18 protein-coding genes are annotated in these 19,477 nt (G+C 52.3%); 9 read left to right on the top strand and 9 right to left on the bottom strand.

Going from position 1 to position 19,477, the window contains the following annotated elements; translation table 11 throughout:
• Positions 1-40 precede the first annotated feature (40 nt).
• The 4 genes from cobO to SIB41_RS02360 all read left to right on the top strand — a co-directional run bounded on the left by cobO (position 41) and on the right by SIB41_RS02360 (position 3,481).
• On the top strand, positions 41-733 hold the full coding sequence (cobO, locus tag SIB41_RS02375; RefSeq protein ID WP_413360148.1) for a cob(I)yrinic acid a,c-diamide adenosyltransferase: 693 nt from the start codon (positions 41-43) through the stop codon (positions 731-733).
• A 311-nt stretch (positions 734-1,044) separates the two neighbouring features.
• Complete coding sequence (pyrH, locus tag SIB41_RS02370; RefSeq protein ID WP_413360146.1) at positions 1,045-1,758, top strand: UMP kinase; 714 nt, start codon at positions 1,045-1,047, stop codon at positions 1,756-1,758.
• A 50-nt stretch (positions 1,759-1,808) separates the two neighbouring features.
• The gene (frr, locus tag SIB41_RS02365; RefSeq protein ID WP_011130614.1) at positions 1,809-2,357 is read left to right on the top strand and encodes a ribosome recycling factor; all 549 of its coding nucleotides are present in this window, start codon (positions 1,809-1,811) and stop codon (positions 2,355-2,357) included.
• The gene (locus SIB41_RS02360) at positions 2,354-3,481 is read left to right on the top strand and encodes an NAD(P)/FAD-dependent oxidoreductase (RefSeq protein WP_413360144.1); all 1,128 of its coding nucleotides are present in this window, start codon (positions 2,354-2,356) and stop codon (positions 3,479-3,481) included. The genes frr and SIB41_RS02360 overlap by 4 nt, the downstream gene beginning before the upstream one ends.
• 169 nt (positions 3,482-3,650) lie before the next feature.
• On the opposite strand, the gene SIB41_RS02355 is transcribed toward SIB41_RS02360, so the two are convergent.
• From SIB41_RS02355 to SIB41_RS02335, 5 genes are all read right to left on the bottom strand, one after another.
• Positions 3,651-4,316, bottom strand: a complete 666-nt coding sequence (locus SIB41_RS02355) for an SDR family oxidoreductase (RefSeq protein ID WP_011130616.1) — start codon at positions 4,314-4,316, stop codon at positions 3,651-3,653.
• A 268-nt stretch (positions 4,317-4,584) separates the two neighbouring features.
• On the bottom strand, positions 4,585-5,757 hold the full coding sequence (locus SIB41_RS02350; protein WP_413360142.1) for a transaldolase: 1,173 nt from the start codon (positions 5,755-5,757) through the stop codon (positions 4,585-4,587).
• Positions 5,758-5,849: 92 nt separating this feature from the next.
• Positions 5,850-7,658, bottom strand: coding sequence for a peptidoglycan D,D-transpeptidase FtsI family protein (locus SIB41_RS02345; RefSeq protein ID WP_413360140.1), 1,809 nt, complete (start codon positions 7,656-7,658; stop codon positions 5,850-5,852).
• On the bottom strand, positions 7,658-8,125 hold the full coding sequence (locus SIB41_RS02340) for a hypothetical protein (protein ID WP_011130619.1): 468 nt from the start codon (positions 8,123-8,125) through the stop codon (positions 7,658-7,660). The genes SIB41_RS02345 and SIB41_RS02340 overlap by 1 nt, the downstream gene beginning before the upstream one ends.
• 92 nt (positions 8,126-8,217) lie before the next feature.
• Complete coding sequence (locus SIB41_RS02335; RefSeq protein ID WP_413360138.1) at positions 8,218-9,609, bottom strand: type II CAAX prenyl endopeptidase Rce1 family protein; 1,392 nt, start codon at positions 9,607-9,609, stop codon at positions 8,218-8,220.
• Positions 9,610-9,760: 151 nt separating this feature from the next.
• Between SIB41_RS02335 and SIB41_RS02330 the strand changes: the two genes are divergently transcribed.
• Entirely contained in the window at positions 9,761-11,092 is a 1,332-nt protein-coding gene (locus SIB41_RS02330; RefSeq protein WP_413361332.1) for a histidine phosphatase family protein, read from the top strand.
• 4 nt (positions 11,093-11,096) lie between these two features.
• Positions 11,097-12,353, top strand: coding sequence for a dihydroorotase (locus SIB41_RS02325; RefSeq protein ID WP_011130622.1), 1,257 nt, complete (start codon positions 11,097-11,099; stop codon positions 12,351-12,353).
• On the opposite strand, the gene lepB is transcribed toward SIB41_RS02325, so the two are convergent.
• Positions 12,343-13,068, bottom strand: coding sequence for a signal peptidase I (gene lepB / locus SIB41_RS02320; RefSeq protein WP_413360136.1), 726 nt, complete (start codon positions 13,066-13,068; stop codon positions 12,343-12,345). The two genes, SIB41_RS02325 and lepB, sit on opposite strands and share 11 nt — an antisense overlap.
• Before the next feature lie 81 nt (positions 13,069-13,149).
• On the opposite strand from lepB, the gene SIB41_RS02315 reads away from it, so the two are divergent.
• Positions 13,150-14,643, top strand: a complete 1,494-nt coding sequence (locus tag SIB41_RS02315) for a hypothetical protein (RefSeq protein WP_413360134.1) — start codon at positions 13,150-13,152, stop codon at positions 14,641-14,643.
• 641 nt (positions 14,644-15,284) lie between these two features.
• On the opposite strand, the gene SIB41_RS02310 is transcribed toward SIB41_RS02315, so the two are convergent.
• The 3 genes from SIB41_RS02310 to SIB41_RS02300 form a co-directional block, all read right to left on the bottom strand.
• The gene (locus tag SIB41_RS02310) at positions 15,285-15,647 is read right to left on the bottom strand and encodes an arsenate reductase family protein (RefSeq protein ID WP_413360132.1); all 363 of its coding nucleotides are present in this window, start codon (positions 15,645-15,647) and stop codon (positions 15,285-15,287) included.
• A 56-nt stretch (positions 15,648-15,703) separates the two neighbouring features.
• The gene (locus SIB41_RS02305) at positions 15,704-16,228 is read right to left on the bottom strand and encodes an inorganic diphosphatase (RefSeq protein ID WP_011130626.1); all 525 of its coding nucleotides are present in this window, start codon (positions 16,226-16,228) and stop codon (positions 15,704-15,706) included.
• Positions 16,229-16,594: 366 nt separating this feature from the next.
• Positions 16,595-17,059, bottom strand: a complete 465-nt coding sequence (locus tag SIB41_RS02300; RefSeq protein WP_011825410.1) for a hypothetical protein — start codon at positions 17,057-17,059, stop codon at positions 16,595-16,597.
• 147 nt (positions 17,060-17,206) lie between these two features.
• On the opposite strand from SIB41_RS02300, the gene SIB41_RS02295 reads away from it, so the two are divergent.
• Entirely contained in the window at positions 17,207-19,006 is a 1,800-nt protein-coding gene (locus tag SIB41_RS02295; protein ID WP_413360130.1) for a proline--tRNA ligase, read from the top strand.
• Positions 19,007-19,034: 28 nt separating this feature from the next.
• Positions 19,035-19,475 (top strand): photosystem II protein Psb27, encoded by a 441-nt coding sequence (psb27, locus tag SIB41_RS02290; RefSeq protein WP_196757478.1) that lies wholly within the window; start codon positions 19,035-19,037, stop codon positions 19,473-19,475.
• Positions 19,476-19,477 lie beyond the last annotated feature (2 nt).

Raw genomic sequence — 19,477 nt, 5'->3', positions numbered from 1 at the left:
GCCCAACTCAAAGCATGCTCAAGACCTTGCCAACACTTTGATGACCAAGCCGCCAGCTCCGCATTCGCCCTCTTCAACCGAACTCGATCACAGCGCAGAAGTTCTCGGCATAGGCGGGCATTTAGCCCCCGAAACCGACCAACAGAGCTACCGCAAACGCATGCAGCGCCGACAAGACATTCAGCGCCAACGTGTAGGAGAACGAGACAAAGAGAAAGGCCTAATCCTTGTGTTCACAGGACATGGCAAAGGCAAAACCACAGCAGCGCTAGGGCTAGCCTTACGCACCCTTGGCCATGGCGAGCATGTTGCAGTCGTGCAATTCATTAAAGGGAGTTGGCAGCCAGGCGAAGCAAAAGCGTTAAAAGTTTTTGGTGACGCATTGAGCTGGCATGCGTTTGGAGAGGGCTTCACCTGGACAACCCAAGACCGGGAAAGAGATCAGCAATTGGTATCAAAAGCCTGGCAACAGGCTCTGATTTACCTCCACAGCAACACCCACAAACTTGTAGTGCTTGATGAGGTCAATGTGGCGATGAAACTGGGATATCTCAAGGTAGAAGAAGTACTAGAGGGGATCACGGAAAGGCCACCCCTAACCCACGTAGCACTCACTGGCCGAGGCGCACCAAAGGAGCTCATTGAATGTGCAGATCTGGTCACAGAAATGACCTTGGTGCACCACCCCTTCAAGGAGCAAGGCGTCAAAGCACAAGCAGGCATTGAGTTTTGAAGCAATCAATCATCTCACCTCTAAATGCACATCCAATAGCTGATCTGTAGCAACAAAAACCGACAGACCGTTCACCAGCAAAGCTCTGTGCACAATGAGCTCGCTCCAACAAGAAGGATCCTGTCTGATGCCTTCAAGCGCTCAACAGCTCAGACGGGCCATCACATCGCTGCGACAAAGCACGTTCTCTCGCATCGATCAGGAATGATGACTTCATCCAAGCGAATCTGAGAATCGACAACCCTTCAGACCATCCAGCTCAAGGACGATTCGGAGAAGGCTTGCTACTCTCTTCGGGATCTGGACGATGAATGGCCTACGCGCGAGTCCTTCTAAAACTCAGCGGCGAAGCGCTGATGGGCAATCAGAGTTATGGCATCGATCCAGCAATTGTTCAATCCATCGCAGAGGATGTAGCCAAAGTGGTGGCCAAGGGCACCCAATTGGCGATCGTGGTGGGCGGTGGCAACATTTTTCGAGGCCTAAAGGGTTCTGCCGCGGGCATGGATCGGGCCACGGCCGACTACGTCGGCATGTTGGCCACAGTGATGAATGCCATCACATTGCAGGACGGCTTAGAGCGAGCGGGGGTACCAACCCGAGTACAAACTGCAATCGAAATGCAAGAGGTGGCGGAGCCTTACATCCGTCGGCGAGCCATTCGTCATCTAGAGAAAGGCCGAGTGGTTGTGTTTGGTGGAGGCTGCGGTAATCCATTCTTCACAACTGACACCACGGCCTCACTTCGGGCTGCGGAAATCAACGCTGATGTGGTGTTCAAAGCCACGAAGGTGGATGGGGTTTATGACCGTGATCCCAAACACTTCCCTGATGCAAAACGCTACGACTCACTCACCTTCCAGCAAGTGCTAAGCGGCGAGCTGGCGGTGATGGACAGCACTGCCATTGCCCTATGCAAAGACAACAATATCCCGATCGTTGTATTTGACCTCTTTGAACCTGGCAACATCGGCAAAGCAGTGGCTGGCGAAGCAATCGGCTCCCGTATCAGCAATGCAACCTAAACAGGCCATCCCAACTCATCCCTTCACCCAGCCTTCGCCTCTCTGAAGCCATGTCGAACCAGGAACTCAAAGACAACATGCACAAATCAGTGGAGGCCACACAGCGCAACTTCGCCACCATCCGTACTGGACGCGCCAACCCGTCCCTACTTGATCGAATCAACGTTGAGTATTACGGCACAGAAACGCCCCTGAAATCTCTAGCAACAATATCCACCCCTGATTCACAGACGATTGCCATACAGCCCTTTGATAATGGATCAATGGGCCTGATTGAAAAAGCCATTGCCACTAGTGATTTGGGCTTGACACCCAACAATGACGGCAAGATCATTCGCATCAATGTGCCGCCGCTAACTGAAGAGCGCCGCAAAGAGTTCTGCAAACTGGCAGCAAGATATGCAGAAGAAGGCAAAGTAGCCCTGCGCAACATCCGTCGCGATGCAATTGATAAAGTGAAAAAGCTAGAAAAAGATGCTGAGCTCTCTAAAGATCAGAGCCATGATGAACAGGATGGGATACAAAAACTCACCGACACATTCATCACTGAAATCGAAAAATACCTCGCCGAAAAAGAAGCCGACATTCTCAAGGTTTGAGCACTCGCGATGTGCTGGTCATCGGAGCAGGCGCCGCTGGATCTGCGGCAGCTTTCCATCTGGCTGCAGCCGGCCAAAGCGTCACACTGCTCGAACAGAATGCACACCAAACGATCAAACCCTGTGGCGGAGGCATGGCAGCTGCGGTGCAGGAGTGGTTTCCATTTGATTTGCAATCGGTCGTTGATGAAGTCATTGAAAGGGTTGAGTTCAGCTGGCAGCTCAGTGATCCCGTCGTGGCCGACCTGCAAGATTCCGCCCCGTTTTGGATTGTGCGGCGAGAAAAGCTTGATGCCCTCCTAACAAGCCAGGCGATTGATGCAGGCGCCGAACTGCTCCGGCCCTTTACGGTCAAAAGCTTGCAAAGACAAAAAGAACGATGGCAAGTCACAGCCGATGACGGCAGACAACTTGAAGCAAGAGCGGTCGTACTGGCGAATGGCTCCCAGTCAGCTTGGCCTGAAGCCTTGGGATTGGGACCAAAAACCCTGCATCACGCGAGCACCATGTCTGTACGCCTGGAGGGTCGAGGCAACCTCAAAACTGGTTCAGCCCGATTTGAATTTGGGCTGGTTCATCATGGTTTTGCCTGGGCTTTCCCCTTGGCAGGAGGCGTGAATGTAGGCGTAGGTACGTTCATCGGCCGCAATGCCGCCGATAGTGATGCCGTCTTGGAACAACTGCTACCGAACCTGGGATTTGACCCGCAAGCAGGCAAACGACAAGAAGCATCTTTACGGGTATGGAACGGCCATCAAGCACTGCATGGCGATGGTGTCGTCGCCGTGGGAGATGCGGCATCACTATGCGATCCTTTCCTGGCAGAAGGTCTGCGCCCAGCGTTGATGAGTGGATGTGAAGCAGCCCGCTGCCTGAATCATTGGTTGAACGGTGATACCAACAACCTGGCTGATTACAGCCAAACCATGCGACAACGGTGGGGAGACTCCATGGCCTGGGGCAAGAGGATTGCTCAGGTGTTTTATCGATTCCCCAAGGTGGGATATCAGCTTGGGATCAAAAGGCCAACAGCTCCACAACGGATTGCTCAGATCCTTTCTGGAGAGATGGGATATGGCGACATTGCCCAGCGTGTGATTAAACGGTTGCTATTGCAACGTTAATTACATAAAAGAATGAAGATTAGCCGAACGAAGTTCGATAACTAGCATTCAAGCATTTCTAATTTAAAATAAATTTCAGCGTGAGCAGTGAAGTGCTCTCAAGTGATTACGAAGAATGCAAAATCACAGGCCAAAAGCAACGTCAATCACTTCTTCACCAAACCAATTGTTACCAAGGAAGAATCTCCCCATTGGCATGCCAAAAAGTGCCTGAGTTTTCCAAATTGAGATTGTCAATACGAGCCAACAAGCCATCAACTGATTCTTCTGGAGTAATGCCTTGATCAGTGAACCCTGTCATGCGGGTACGCACAAGCCCTGGATGAAGAAGCGCCACGGCAATGCCTTGAGATTTAAGGTCGATGGCTAATGACTTTCCTGCCATACACAAAGCCACCTTCGACATCCTGTAGCCATAAGAACCGCCGGAACTGTTGTCATCGATCGAGCCCATTCGGCTAGTCATCAAAATGACTTTGGCCCCAGGAAGTAGATGATCCATGAGAGCATGTGTGACACGTAATGGCCCAATGGCGTTGACCTCGAACTGACGACGAAGGCTCTCGGGATCAAAATCTTTCAAAGTCGTGCTTTCCAAAATGCCGGCATTGTGGATCAGCACATCGATCGGCAAGCTGCGAAGCCGTTGCTTCAAGCGCGCAATCGATCCATCTGAAGTGATCTCGACTCCGGCCTCAATACGCACGCCTAAGCCTTCCAATTGCTGCGAAGGCTTACGGCATGCAGCCACAACCACGTCACCACGAGCATGAAGCTGACGACAATATTCATAGCCAATGCCGCGATTCGTTCCTGTGATCAGATAGGTCGCCAAGAGCAGAGAAAGCAGAAGCCTATTTAGAGAATAACTTTATAGCGAGAGAGTATCTTTGCACGCATGCCAGCTGGATTGGCAGGATTGCCAACCCTGATCTCACTCATGCTCTGATCAAAGGATACCGATCTTGGGATTCAGAGAATTAGTCCTTTCTAGATGGCAGAAAAAACTCTCCAGCTTCAACTCAGGCAAAGCAGAGTATTTTTCAATATTACAAGGAATGATGACAAATACTCATCACCTTATTAACTTATTAAGCAAGACTTCAAGCTGTTGTTAGTGCCAAAGCAGCACCCAGCCCGGAACGAACATCTTCTTGAAGAAGTCGGCCATCATGGTCATGATCCAAGGCATCAAATACCGCATCACTACCGAGCCATTCTTCTCTAGTAATACAACCATCACCATCGAGATCATTGAGCATGAAAATCTCCTGAACAACATGGCAGAAGGCCGCTCCTCCCTCCAAAACAGCTAATCGATGCGCCAACTGAGCCTCAAGAGTTTCAATCGCCTTGCTAAAGCCGCGAATCCCTTCATCCAACTTCTCAAAAGCCATGCGATCAGCCCTCATCATTGACTCAAAACTCTCCATATCGACATGGACCTGAGACTCTGCAGCAACAGGATTGACCGCATCCAACTTACGCATCAGCGGAGCCTCTGTACTACCCAGCTGATCCAAAAGCTTTGGTGAGATGGTCAACAAATCACATCCAGCCAATTCAATGATTTCGTCAAGATTGCGAAAACTCGCACCCATGATCTCAGTCTTATAATCATAGGTTTTGAAGTAATTAAAGATCTTGGTAACCGAGATCACACCAGGATCTTCTGGACCTGCATAAGAATCCCGACCAGTAGATGCTTTGTACCAATCAAGGATTCGCCCAACAAAAGGAGAGATCAAAGTGACTCCTGCTTCTGCACAAGCGACAGCCTGAGAAAAGCCAAACAGCAGAGTTAAGTTGCAATGAATTCCATCCTTCTCCAAAACCTCAGCCGCTTTTATACCCTCCCAAGTAGAAGCTATCTTGATCAAAACGCGATCATTAGTAATGCCAGCGTCGTTATATAGGCCAATGAGTTTGTGAGCCTTAGCGATTGTTGCTTCAGTATTGAAACTGAGGCGAGCATCCACTTCAGTGGAAACACGGCCAGGAACAATCTTGAGAATTTCCTTTCCAAAGATTACACAAATCTCATCGAGAGCCTCATGGACCACCTCCTCCACAGCTGCAGAGTTGCCCAATAACTGACGGGAGGAGTGAAGAGCCTCATCGATCAAACTCTGATAAGCAGGAATCTGAGCCGCCGCAAGGATCAATGAAGGGTTGGTCGTGGCATCCCTGGGGGTGAACTTTCTAATCGCGTCCAAATCACCGGTATCCGCCACGACCACGGTCATGGTGGAAAGCTGCTCAAGGAGTGTGGCCATGAAGCAGAACGTCTCGCAAGATCTTTAAGCTAGCGGCGTTTTTTTTGCTGACAGCCCAGGTTCAGAACTCACCATCGAAGATTTGCCAAGACTTAGCCTTTGGCCGGCTGAGAATGGGTCTGCTCAGTGCTAGGTGGGATTTTTTCAAGCACCAGCAAAGCATCAATGATCTGCTTCGCCACAGGCACCGCCACCGTGGACCCATAAGCATTGCCTCCCTGGGGTTCATCCACCACAACGACCACCACATAGCGAGGATTGTCAACCGGCAGATGGGCAACAAAACTGCAAATCTTTGCTCCCGGCAAATAAACCCCATTCAGTGCTTTCTGAGCAGTGCCGGTCTTGCCACCAATGCGATAACCAGGTGTTTTCGCCCCTTCCCCACTCCCTGTCTCTACAACCGATTCCATCCAGTCCCGCACAATCCTGGTGACATCTGGGCGCAGTAGTTGATGTCCAGTTGTTGCGGCGGCGCGTGGAGCCAACGCTTCTCCCGCCCGCAATCCCCTGGTGATGTGGGGACTCACCAGTCGGCCACCATTGGCAATCAAGGCATGCAACTGAGCCAGCTTCAGTGGCGTGAGCGACAGTCCCTGTCCAAATGCCGCCGTGGCCGGCTCAATTGGCTGAGCCACGAATTGCTCCTTCGTCTTTAACTGACCTGCAATAGCCCCCGGCAGATCGGTATCGGGCTTGACATCAAGTCCTAGCCGTCGCAACCAATCCCAGTACAGCGAGGGTTTGAGCTGACGCATGATCTTCACCATGCCGACGTTGCTAGAAACCTGCAGCACCTTGGCGTAGTCGATCACCCCATGGCTCTTACGATCATGGTTGGAGATTGGCCATCCACCGATCTTCAGTGATCCGTTGTCATTCACCATTCCCCCCGGCTCAATCACACCTTCTTGAAGAGCAAGGGCAAGGTTGATCGGCTTGAAGGTAGAACCAGGTTCATAAAGGTCCTGAACGGACCACTCGCGAAAGAGAGAGGGCGAATATTTCCAATACTTGTTTGGGTCATATGTGGGTGTGGACGCCAGCGCCAGCAACTCTCCATTGGTGACATCAATCACGATGGCCACTCCCTTCTTTGCCTTCCACTCTTTGACCTGGGCCACAAGTGCCTGCCCCGCCAGCTCCTGCAAACGAGCATCCAAAGTGAGCTGCAGGCTTAGATGATCGCCATAAAACACTCCCGGAGCCAGGTCGTCAGGAAGGGGGGTGCCATCCGCTCCTCGGCGCAGGCTGCGAACCTGTTCATGACGCAACAAATCCTCGTGGCGACTTTGCTCCAATCCCGCCTGTGGGACGCGATCCAAATTAAGAAAACCCACCACGTTGGCAAACAGAGAGCCCTGCGGATAGAGCCGCTGTGGATAAGCCTCAAGATCTAAACCACTGATACCAAGGTTACGGATTTCATTGACGATGTCCTGATCCAATCCTTCAGCAAGCTTCACACCAGAAGGACGGTCGCCAAATCGCTGCACCAATTCGGTAACAGGAATCGCCAACACCCCGGAGAGCTTGCGAGCAACATCCAGTGGCTTACGAATCAAACCGGGATCATCCCCGGGGAAATTAAAATAACGAGGATGAGCCCAAAGTCGAAAGCGTTCCTCATCGAGAGCCACCAGCCGTCCATTGCGGTCCACAATTGAACGCCGTGTCCCAATCGGTTGGGTTCGCTGGGTCTGCAAAGCCCTTGCACGGGCTTCAAGTTCCGGTGCTTGCAGAACCTGCAGCCAAGCCATCCGGCCCACAAGTCCAATCAGCCCAACGCAGAGGATGGAAAACACCCATCGCATCCGATGAGCAGGAACTGATTCCAACGCAATCACGTCCTGGGCACGCCTCCTGGAGCTTCGTGAGCGACGAGCCTTTGAGGCAGGCATCAGTAGCCGTGATTAATGGGTTGGCCCATCAATTGGCTAAGCAGTTGCGACTCTCCAGAAACAACACCACCAGACGGATTCGCAGAGCGATCGAGGTAAAGAAGGTTGGCAACCTTTGTGGGAACCATCGACTGAGGCAACCTGGTTTCAACCAACAAGTGACGCTCAATCATCGCTGTTGACTCCGTAAGACGATGAGCCAATGAGCGAGTGGTCTCCAGCCTGTTGAAAGCAATCGTCCAACGATGCTGCCAATGCAGCGTGAGAGCGGACATCAATGCCGCAGCAACCAAAACACCGATCAATGCACCATCAGCAGCCCGATGCAGTCCTGCCAGGACTGGCGACTGGCGAGCCACCTTCCTTGAAGACAAGGATCCCTGGATCAGCTCAAGTGTGCGGACAGAACGTGCCCGAGAAACAGCACGGTTAGCCGTTACCGAACGCTGTTGAAGTGCGGCAACCACCTAATAAGCCACTCTAATAAATCAGTGAACCACCCTCAATAGGCCTCCGCAAGGCTAAGTCGCTAACAATCAAGGCTGATTGAAGAGTTCAGTTATCCGCCAAGCAGCAAAAGATTGATGAAAGTAACCCCATTCCAGAGGGCATGCATCAGCACGCAAGGCAAAAGACGACCTGAACTAAGCCTTAATAGACCGAGTCCCAAGCCCAACACAAACAGCGGTGGTAATTCACCAACACTCAAGTGAGCCACACCAAACACCAACGCGCTAGTTACCACACCCCATAGCGGACCAAAAGATTTCGCCAATACAGGCAGAAGCGCACCACGAAAAACCAACTCCTCAAAGAGAGGCGCCAGAATCACAGCGGTGGTGGCTAGCAACATCAAGGCCAATGGATCCTTGCTGCGCAGTACCAGTTCCAATAAGGGGTTACTTCCCCCTTGATCCCCCAACAGCAATCCCATCAGCCATCCAGTCAAGAGAACCAACGGCATCACCATCAACCAGCCTCGACCTGCCTTCAGCAACGCTGAACCCCAAGGCTGCAGACGCCACTGCAACCATCCATCAACGGGCCGATCAGTTGCCTGCAGACTGCGCAGCTGCTGACGCAGAATCAACAATGGCGGTAGTGCCAACGCGCCGTAGCCAATCACCACTGTCAATGCTTTGCTCAAGGGGCTGTCCATCCCCCTCGTCATCAAGGCACTCAGCGGAGCCACGAAAGCGGGAGCAATCACCTCACCCAAGACCACAAATCCACAGGCAATCAGGAGCACCATGTCCGTTAAGGAAAGTGGTAAGGCCTGAAGCGGTGGCCAGGGAACAACAGACTTGCGCAACAACATCCAAAGATGACGCAACAAAAGCGCAGTACCGGCAAGTAGAGCCGCCGCCGGTAACACCACGCTCAAGACCAGCCGCAAAGCCATGCTCGATGCGACACGGGGATTCACGCAGTCATCGCGATCCCCGCCAAGAGCAAAGCAACCAACCTGCTGAAGCAAAGGGTCCCCGCTTAATGAGCCAAGCGCCTCACGATCAGCAAGTGACAAGCCCCCTTCTTGCTTACTAGCCAGTAGCGCCTGCTCTAGAGGGATCAGTAACGGTGACTGCACTGAAGCAGCCAGGAGCTCACGACGTTCTGCCTCTGAAGATTGGAGTCCGGCGAGCAACAGCCTCTGGCGGTCATTCATCTGACTGAGAGGGATCTCACCGAGAGCTTCTTGCAAAGCCAATGTTGGATCCTCACCCACAAGCAGAGGCCTAATGGCTGCAGGGACGGCCTGATCAGCAAGCAAAGCCATCTCCTGTTGCTGCATGGAGATGGTTGGGGTCACTGACGGCCTGCTGAAGCTGTCTTGCAACCCCACAAACCAAATCAAAACCGCAAACATCAGTGATACGAAAGCCAGTCCGACTTTCCAAAGCGGCTCACGGGTGTATCGCCTGATCAGGCTGAACAGGGGATCAAAGCTCAACGACCAGGCATCAATTGAAACTGATTCTCGCTGGCCGCAGCACAGCGCGCTGACAGCTGTTCAACACTCCCTCAAGGGCATCTCCGACGACCATCCCATACTGCGCTGGCAGGGGGCCCCATACGATGGCCGCGTCAAAACATCTTTGCCGGTGCCCCTGCGTCTTCTCCTCGTCCGTCATGGGCTGAGCAGCTTCAACCGCGAGCGACGGATTCAGGGTCGCAGTGATCTTTCCACGCTCACCTCGCAAGGCCAAGAACAGGCCCGTCAAACTGGACAAGCCCTAAAAGAAATCCAAATCAATGCTGTTTACAGCTCCCCTCTGAAGCGTGCCGCATCCACAACAACAAACCTACTAGCAAGCAAAGGCAGTGATCTCAGACCTTGCTTCGATGATGGGTTACTGGAAATCGACCTGGCTCCATGGAGTGGTCTCTGCAGCAATGAGGTAAAGAGCATGTTCCCAGATGCCTATCGCACCTGGAAGCAACAACCACAGGAATTGGTTCTCAAGCGAGAAGACGGCAATCCCTATAAACCCATTGGCGAGCTGATGGAACAGGCTCGTGAATTCCTACGGAAACTCATTCAACGTCACCCAATGGAGGGTGACGAAACAGTTCTGGTTGTTTCGCACAATTGCATCCTGCGCTGCTTAATCCTTGTTCTCCTTGGTGAGCCAGACCAAGGCTTGCGACGACTGCGCCTCGATAACGCCTCACTCTCGGTGTTCAACCTGATACCCCTCTCAGAGCAATCCCATCAAGCACAAGTCGAATGCCTCAACAGCACCGTTCACTTGCATCAGCAACTACCCAGCAAAGGGAAGGGGCCGAGACTGATCCTTGTGCGCCATGGTGAAACCGACTGGAACCAACAAGGCCGGTTCCAAGGCCAAATCGACATCCCGCTGAATAAAAATGGCTTCGCGCAAGCCGCCGCAGCCGGTGCATTCCTAAGCGATGTGTTGATCGATCAGGCCTACAGCAGTTCGATGACCCGACCAAGACAAACGGCGGAAGCCATCCTCAAGCACCATCCAGATGTCCAACTCGAAGTCACCCAGGGGCTGGTGGAAATCGGCCATGGCCTTTGGGAAGGGAAGCTGGAATCAGACATTGAAGCCGGCTGGCCTGAACTGCTAGAGGCCTGGAAACAAGCTCCGCAGACGGTGCAGATGCCCGAAGGCGAAACAATCCAGGATGTATGGAAGCGTTCAGTGGCCTGCTGGAACAAGATCGCCAACAGCCTGGCTCCAGAAGCAACAGCGCTCGTGGTGGCTCATGACGCTGTCAACAAAACGATTCTCTGCCATCTACTCGGAATGACCCCGGCTGATATCTGGGCAGTCAAACAAGGGAATGGAGGTGTCACGGTGGTCGACATCGCTACAGATCCCGGCCAACCTGCAGTGGTGACCTCTCTCAACCTCACCTCTCACCTTGGTGGTGTGCTCGATCGCACAGCTGCTGGGGCGCTCTAACGTGATGCCCGAGGCACAACTTCTAGACCCCATAAGGATCCTGCACGGGTCGGATCAACCTGTCGTTGAAGATGCTGTGCTGATCAGAGACAACCATCTGATCGCCTTTGGAGCGAAGGCACGTATACAGGCTCAACAGCTCGGGCTGCCCCCCAAATCAGCCAGCCAACAACTACTCGCCCCCTGTCTTGTAGACCCCCATTCCATCCTTGAAGATCCAATCAGTGGTCATTGCGAAACCCTTGCAAGCCTGAGACATGCAGCTGCTGCTGCCGGTTATGGCCAACTAGCTCTGCTACCCCGCAGTTCCTCCTGGCGTGATCGCCCCGAAAGATTGCAGGGATTTTTAAATCCAAATAGCGATGTCGACATTCACTTGTGGGGCAGCTTTAGCAGAGATGGTGCCGGCAGCGAACTATCCCCCCACGCGGATTTAGTGCAACACGGTGCCGTAGGGCTGGCAAACGACGATCTAATCCTGCCGATCGCTCTCCTACAGCGAGGACTGGTGCTAGGCGAAATGGGGTCAGCCCCTGTGTTAATCGCCCCCAGAGATGAAAAAATTCAAGGTGGCGGGATGGTGCGCGAAGGCGTTGAAACACTACGAGCGGGCTGGGCACCTGACCCCTTCGCCAGCGAAACCCTCCCCCTGGGACAACTTCTCGAACTTCATCGGCAGCACCCTGAACGTTCCCTAAGACTGATGAACCTGGCCACTGCCCCTGGAGTCGCCATCTTGGGGTCCTGTCCCTCCCGGCCTATGGCCAGCGTGTGCTGGTGGCATCTGGTGACTGACCAAAGCAAACTTGATCCCACAGAGCTTGGATGGAGGGTCAGCCCATCTCTTGGCAGTCCTAGAGATCGAGCCGCCTTGATCAAGGCCCTCGCCAATGGCACCCTCACGGCCGTGGCTGTCCATGCCATACCCCTGGATGAGGAAGATACCCAACTGCCTCCCAATCAGCTTGAGCCTGGCCTAGCAGGCCATCAACTCGTGCTGCCTGCGCTTTGGCAAGAGCTTGTGGTCAAAGCTGGTTGGTCTGTAGAGCAGCTTTGGCATGCTCTGAGTTTTGGACCGTCAAAAATGCTCAACCTGCCCGAAGAACGCTTGACCGTTGGCAGCCGGCGCTGGCTGATGTTCGACCCTGATCAGCTCTGGATCCAAGATCGACACAGTGATGATGCCCCCAAAGCCGCTAATCAACCCTGGCAGGGCTGCCAACTACAAGGCCGTGTCGTGGCATGTGGACTCAGGGAATAAGTGAGCCGAAACGATCAAAAGGCCAAAAACGCCATAAGGCACGCCCGAGGATCTCTTTCTCAGGCAGAAATCCCCAAATTCGTCCATCAGAGCTACTGCTTCGATTGTCACCTAACACCAAGACATGATCCCTAGGAACAGTCGCGATAAATGCTTTACATGAACCCCTTCCCTGCATTGAAATAGGGCAATAGTTAGTCACATAGGGCTCCTCAATCTTCTTTCCATTCACGCTCACTTCTCCTCTTAGACTAATGGAAAACTGATCTCCACCCACAGCCACAACACGCTTGATATAGGCATCACAGCTAGGATTATTTAGTCCAATCCAGTTCATAAAGGGAAGGTTGACTAGCAAGCAAGGAATTGCGATCTCACCATCACGCAAACGACGCCTCTCGAGCTGCTTAATTAATTTTGAATTAAAAGAAGAAGGAGTGTTGAAAACCACAATCTCGCCTCGACGTGGAGATCGACTGCGAAGGCTGACTTTCTCAACCAGCAAACGATCCTGGACTTGCAGCCCTGGGATCATCGATTCAGAGGGAATGTATCTCGCCTCAGCGACGTAATGACGAATGCCGAAATACAGGCCCAAAGTGAAGAAGACTGGTCCCCAGAAATCCCAAAATGGATGAGGTTTAGAGGTTGATGCTCCCCGGGGAGCAGACGCCTTATCGTTTGTGGGATGGTCCTGCTGCTGCGCGTCAGACAACTCAGCCCTGTTATGAATTCGATGCTTAACGATAAGGCCAGCCTGTCCGGCCCCTTAGCGTGATCAAAGCAACCTCAGCCCATGGTGCGTCCCCGCTGGCAAGGGTTGAAACCCTCCCCCTCGCGTAAGTTCTGGCAGCGCTGGGATCAAGTTTTGGCGCTAATCGCTGCCACCAACTTGAGTTGGATCCTCTTCGACGTTACCTACATTCCGCTACGCAATTTCTGGTTACACCGCAATCTCTATCTACTGCCCTCGACATCGTTGATGGTGCCGTTGCCATGGGTGCCGAACGTGACGCCTTTCTATGACGTTGTTAAAGGCATCAAACCGCATAGAGATACCCAGCTTTATATCAAACGTTTCAGCCAACTCGATCAAACCGCAGCAAGACAAGGAATCAATAGTCCTGCGTCACAACAACTACGCCTTAATCAAGTCGAGCTCACGACTCAACTGATCGATGAGAATCCGTTCGTCAGCTCTGGCAACGTCGGCACCCTTGAAAAACTAAAAAGCCTGCTGCGTGCAAGGGCTGGGATGGATTCCTCCAAGCAGGCAGCCGCCCATCTCTTGGGAAACAAATACCTCAACAACCTCGATTGGCAGCAAGAAAGACTGTTCTGGACCGAGAAGATTCTTCCCCTGATCGCCACCAACTATTGGCGATCGATCAACGAAAACGGGCAGCCTGTTGACGATGCCTGGCGCCTCGACACTCCCTTCCAACTTCTCTTTCTCCTCGACATCCTGCTAAGGGCTATGCGCCTGAAGCGTCGCTTCCCCGGTATTAGCTGGCGAGAGGCCCTGCTGCGACGCTGGATCGACCTGCCTCTACTGCTGCCATTCTGGAGACTCTTGCGGGTAGTGCCCGTTACCGAGCGCCTATCCAGCGCTGGGCTCATTCAGCTGGAACCTTTGCGCGCTGTCATCAGCAGGGGCGTCGTAGCCCTATTAGCCCTGGAGCTGTTTGAAGTTCTCACCTTACGCATCGTGGATGCGATGCAAGAAATCATTCGCTCACCACATCTGCCGCAACGAATCCGCAGTCTTTGTAGTCATCAATCTGTGGACAAGAACGAAGAACGTGAACTAGCCGAATTGCTTCGGCTCTGGCTACCGCTAATCCTCAGTGAGGTAGGGCCAAGCATGCGCCCCCAACTTTTGGCACTCTTTAGTCACGCCTTGCAGCGAAGTATGGATGGCGTGATCGTGCCCACTCCACTCAAAGGGCTTGCCGTCATTGAAAAGGCCGAATCGGAACTAAGCCGGCAACTTGCAGCCGGAATGATCGATACATTTCTGCAGCTCTCTCGCAATGCCGGCGACCAACTTGGCCGCAAAGATATGGTGCTAGAGCAACTAGGAGTCGATACGATTGATCGCTTCTGGGAAGAGCTCGCTCGCACCCTCGAGCAGGGCCCCGTTCTCGAACGTAGTCAAGAACTAATGGTGGCCTTCCTTGAAGAGTTCAAGCGCTCCAGCTTCCGCCAGCTCAGAGAACAAGGTGGGGTTAATGAATTGATCAGTGAGCTCGATGGTCTTAACTTCAGCGAGGCGAAAACGACAAGCTAAAAGCAAGAATCTAGCAATAAAATAACACTATAAGATATCATGCAAGCTACCATTAGAAGAAATCCAAAGACAGCAAGAGCCTGAAATACGTAAACAAAAGAAAACAAAATAGCGACAAGATAAACGGCCACAAAGATTAAAATTGTCTCCGCATTTAATATTGCATAGCGAGCCCTCAGCGACCTTAATCTCTTGACTTTTTGGGCCTGATCCGGATCCACTTAATTGAACTTCTTTGAAAAAACTTGCTGCTTTATCTAGAAAATATCCAACGCAAACCATCTCCTTCCACCAGTATGAATAGACAACAAGCCCTATCCTTTACAGGCTGCCATCAACTTGCAGATAAAGTAGATAAATACTTAGGCAAGGCCATTATATTCGCGCACAGGGATGACTCATGGCTCGTCATACACCTGCTATCGCCATGGCAGTCAATCCCCCAGGAAAAAACAATATATGAATCATCCTTCAGGCTATTGATTACTGGCTTTTACAAATTGCGAATAGCAATAATCGCACGCCCATCGTTTGCGATCTGTTTTTGTCATTTTCCCTTTAGCAGCCCTACAAAAAATTCATCGCATCAAAACAACATTTATTTTTGCCGAAATATACTCCTATTGCTAAGGGTTTTCTCTTCAAGGCAGCAACGCCTCAGCCCAGGCATCCGGCTTAAAGCCCACCAATACACTGCCATTTTCAGTGATCAAGAAAGGACGTTTAATCAACTTGCCATCGGAGGCAAGTGCATCGAGCGCCTCGTCATCGCTCATGGCCTTGACTGCATCCGCGCCAAGCGAGCGATAACTTACACCACTTGTGTTGAAGAGAAGTTTGCGGCTTACTAACTGCTTACTGGCGCCACGAAGCATCTCTCGACTAGGAGGTGTCTCAACGATGTCGAAAAGATCATGCACAATTTGATGCTCCTGCAGCCAAGCCAAGGCCTTCCGACAAGTAGCACAGCGCGAATAGCTATAAATCCTTATTGAGTTGAGCATGATTTAACTGGCCAGCAAAGAATGAACTCGTTCAATCAAGCGATTAGGGTTCATAGTTACTTTTTCAGCTTAACCTGCGCAGCTTTGGCGCAGGTCTCCAACAGAGGCTCAACAGCTTCTGAATCTCTCCAGCCACCGATATCAACAACTCGCCCCTCAAGATTTTTGTAAGTGCGGAAGAATTCAGCCACATCCTCCAGTTGACTGGCTGAAATCTGCCGAATGCTGCTGATCGACCGTTGACGGGGATCAGCAACGGGAACACACAACAACTTGCCGTCATAAGCCCCGGAATCATGCATATCAAGCACCCCGATTGGTCGTGCCCTAATCAGACAGCCAGCAAATGTGGGTTCCTCCATGATCACCATTGCATCGAGAGGTGCACCATCTTCAGCAAGGGTGTTGGGGATGAAGCCGTAATCAAACGGGTAGCGAACCGAGGAATGAAGAACCCTATCGAGGGCCATCACACCAGCCTCATCGAAATATTCGTACTTGTTCCGGCTTCCCGCCGGAATCTCCACCAACAGGTTGACCAACCCGGGTGAAGGAGATGGGAGTAGAGAGCTTAGATCCATCTTTCTCCAAGGCTGTGGGAACCATGCTTTCCCTCCCCGCAGACCGATCTGTCAAAACTGCCGCGAGGGGTACTCCAACGGTTGCGATGGCAATAGTCAAACCCAGCAACGCAATCGAAGGCGCACTCAAACTGAAAGGATCTTCAGGATCTGGTCCAATGAGACCAGAATCATGATGTGATCTGGACGGCTCCTCACCCTTAGACGAGGGGCTTGAAACTGAGGCTGGGTCAGGATCCATGCAGGGGTGGTTTAGAACGACCCGGTGTAGGGGATAGCATCAGCCACCTTCATCGGGGCGATTTCAGGGCCTGGGCAAGCCATTGCCGGAAACCGCTACAAAATATTCTGTCACCGAAAGAGACGTTATGCAGCAGGACGATCCTGCCGCTCTCGATGGGCGGCCAAATCTGACGGTGCATCATTCAATCCATCAAGCTGTGACCTAATCGCACGCAGCTCCTCAAGGATTGATCCAAGAACCTGTTGCGTTGCTGTTGAGGGGGAATTAAGAACCTCAACAGTGACTTCTTTGATCCTTAAAACATCCTTTGCGAAACGGGCGACTTCATTTGGATGAAAAAGAAGGGGATCTTTCTGATCGCTTCGATACTCAGGATTGAGCTTGCGAGGATTAAACGAAGGATTGAGGTTGCGTGGATCTGTATTTGTGTAGCGATACACCGAAGCCCTTGAACGATTCAAAGACTTCTGAACGTCATCGATCCCAACAAGCGCATCAGATTGAGCCATCACAGCATTAATATCTTTGCTTAAATCTGAAGAAGGGCTGGGCAGAGGAGAATCAGAATTGACCGAGCCATCAGACATGAGATCTACTACCAGCTTCTTAATGTTGCGCGACATTAGCAGGTGAGACTCATCTCGTACAGGCCGATTCGGCGCCTTGAGACAGTTTGGCGATCGGCTTTTTTAGACCGCGGATGGTAGCTTCCCCGATCCACTGAGGTCCGATTCATGCGCGTCTCCCGCCTGATGCTGGTGACGTTGCGCGACATACCAGCTGACGCGGAAATCGCCTCCCATCAATTGCTGCTCAGAGGGGGATATATCCGTCGTGTGACTTCAGGCATTTATGCCTACCTACCCCTGATGTGGCGGGTCCTGCGCAAAATCACAGCGATTGTGCAGGAGGAAATGGATGCCACTGGTGCTCTGGAGACCTTGTTACCTCAATTGCAGCCTGCAGAACTCTGGCGGCGTAGTGGCCGATGGCAGGGGTATACGGCCGGCGAAGGCCTGATGTTCCACCTTGAAGACCGCCAAGGACGAGAACTCGGACTCGGCCCCACCCATGAAGAGGTGATCACAAGTCTTGCCGGAGACCTGCTGCGCTCATATCGACAGCTTCCTGTAACGCTCTATCAGATCCAAAGCAAATTCCGCGATGAGATCCGCCCACGTTTTGGCCTGATGCGCGGCCGCGAATTCATCATGAAGGACGCCTATTCCTTCCATTCCTGCGAAGCAGACCTCGCCATGACCTACAGAGCCATGGATGAGGCCTATCAACGAATCTTCTCCCGTTGCGGACTCGAAACCGTCGCCGTGGAAGCCGACAGCGGAGCCATCGGTGGAGCCTCGTCTCAAGAATTTATGGTCACAGCGGATGCTGGCGAAGACCTGATCCTGATCAGTGGTGATGGCCTCTACGCCGCCAACCAAGAAAAGGCCGTCTCTCATCCACCAAAAGCCATCCCCCTGCCTGCTTCACAAGTTGCCTTGCTTGATACACCCGAACAGGGAACGATCGAGACACTGTGTACCGCCCAGGGCCTTGTTCCGTCTCAAGTGGTGAAGGTGCTGGTCATGCTGGCCCGCATCGAAGATGGTGAACTTCAACCAGTCCTTGTAAGCATCCGAGGAGACCAGCAACTCAATGAGGTAAAGCTGATCAACGCCCTAAGCAGGGAACTAAACAAGGGGGTGCTCGATGTGGCCCCCATCAGCGCCGATCAAATCACTGCACAAAAGCTTGACGCCTGGCCCTTTGGGGCGATAGGGCCTGACCTAGACGATGCCCTGTTAAGCGGAGCCACAAGCTGGACAAAACATTTCCTACGCCTAGCTGACCCGACAGCTACTGAGCTGAACTGTTTTGTCTGCGGTGCCAATCAAAGCAATCAGCATCGAACTGGCATGACCTGGTCAAAACTCGGGGAAGTGCCCAAAAGCGTCGATCTACGCAAATCGCAGGCTGGCGATCGCTGTATCCATGACTCCAGCCAGATTCTGGAGGAGAGAAGAGGCATTGAGGTAGGACACATTTTCCAATTAGGTCGCAAGTACTCAGAAGCCCTAGAGGCCTGTTTCACCAATGACCAGGGCACTCAGGAGCCTTTCTGGATGGGGTGTTACGGCATCGGGATTTCCAGACTTGCCCAGGCCGCTGTGGAACAACACCATGACGAAGCTGGCATGAATTGGCCTCTGGCTATAGCCCCATTTGAGGTCATCATCGTGGTAGCCAACATCCAGGATGAGGTTCAGCAAAAGCTGGCCGAACAGCTTTACAGCGAACTACAAGCAGCTGATATCGAAGCGCTACTTGATGACAGGACTGAACGCGCCGGCGTGAAATTCAAAGATGCTGATCTGATCGGTATCCCTTGGCGAGTCGTGGTTGGCAGAGATGCCGTCAAGGGGCAGGTGGAACTGATTCAAAGATCCAGCCGCAAGGTTCAAATACTTACTGCAAAACAGGCCTTTACCGCACTGGTTAAAGAGATAGCAGCGAACCAAAACACAAGGGTCTGACCAGCCATTTAAAATTCTTGGGAATGGAATGAACCGGATGACTACTGCCTTGCATCACATGGCCAAGCAGTTGATGCGGGCAGGATTGGCAATCTGCCTTGTCCTTTGCCTGATGCTCACAGCCAACGGAAGCGCCAATGCAGCCGAGATCCAATTGTCCGGAAACTATGTAGACGACACAGTCAACGTGGCTCACAACCTGCAAGACGCAATCGCCCTGTCCTCGGACGACGAAGGCTTTTCAGCAGCGCAAGAGGAGGCTCGTGACCTGAGCTACAACTACATCGCCCGATATCGGCCTCGCTCCAAGGTGAATAACCTGCAGTCCTTCACCACCATGCAGACAGCCCTCAATTCTCTAGCTGGTCATTACAACAACTTCGCCAACCGCCCCCTACCGGAAGAACTTCAAAATCGGATCACTAAAGAACTTGCCAAGGCAGAACAAACTGTATTAAGAGGCAGATAAAT

Source organism: Prochlorococcus sp. MIT 1201, from assembly GCF_047303415.1.
GTDB lineage: Bacteria > Cyanobacteriota > Cyanobacteriia > PCC-6307 > Cyanobiaceae > Prochlorococcus > Prochlorococcus marinus_D.
Note: the sequence above shows the minus strand (reverse complement) of the source record. Positions and strands in the feature narration are given on the sequence as shown.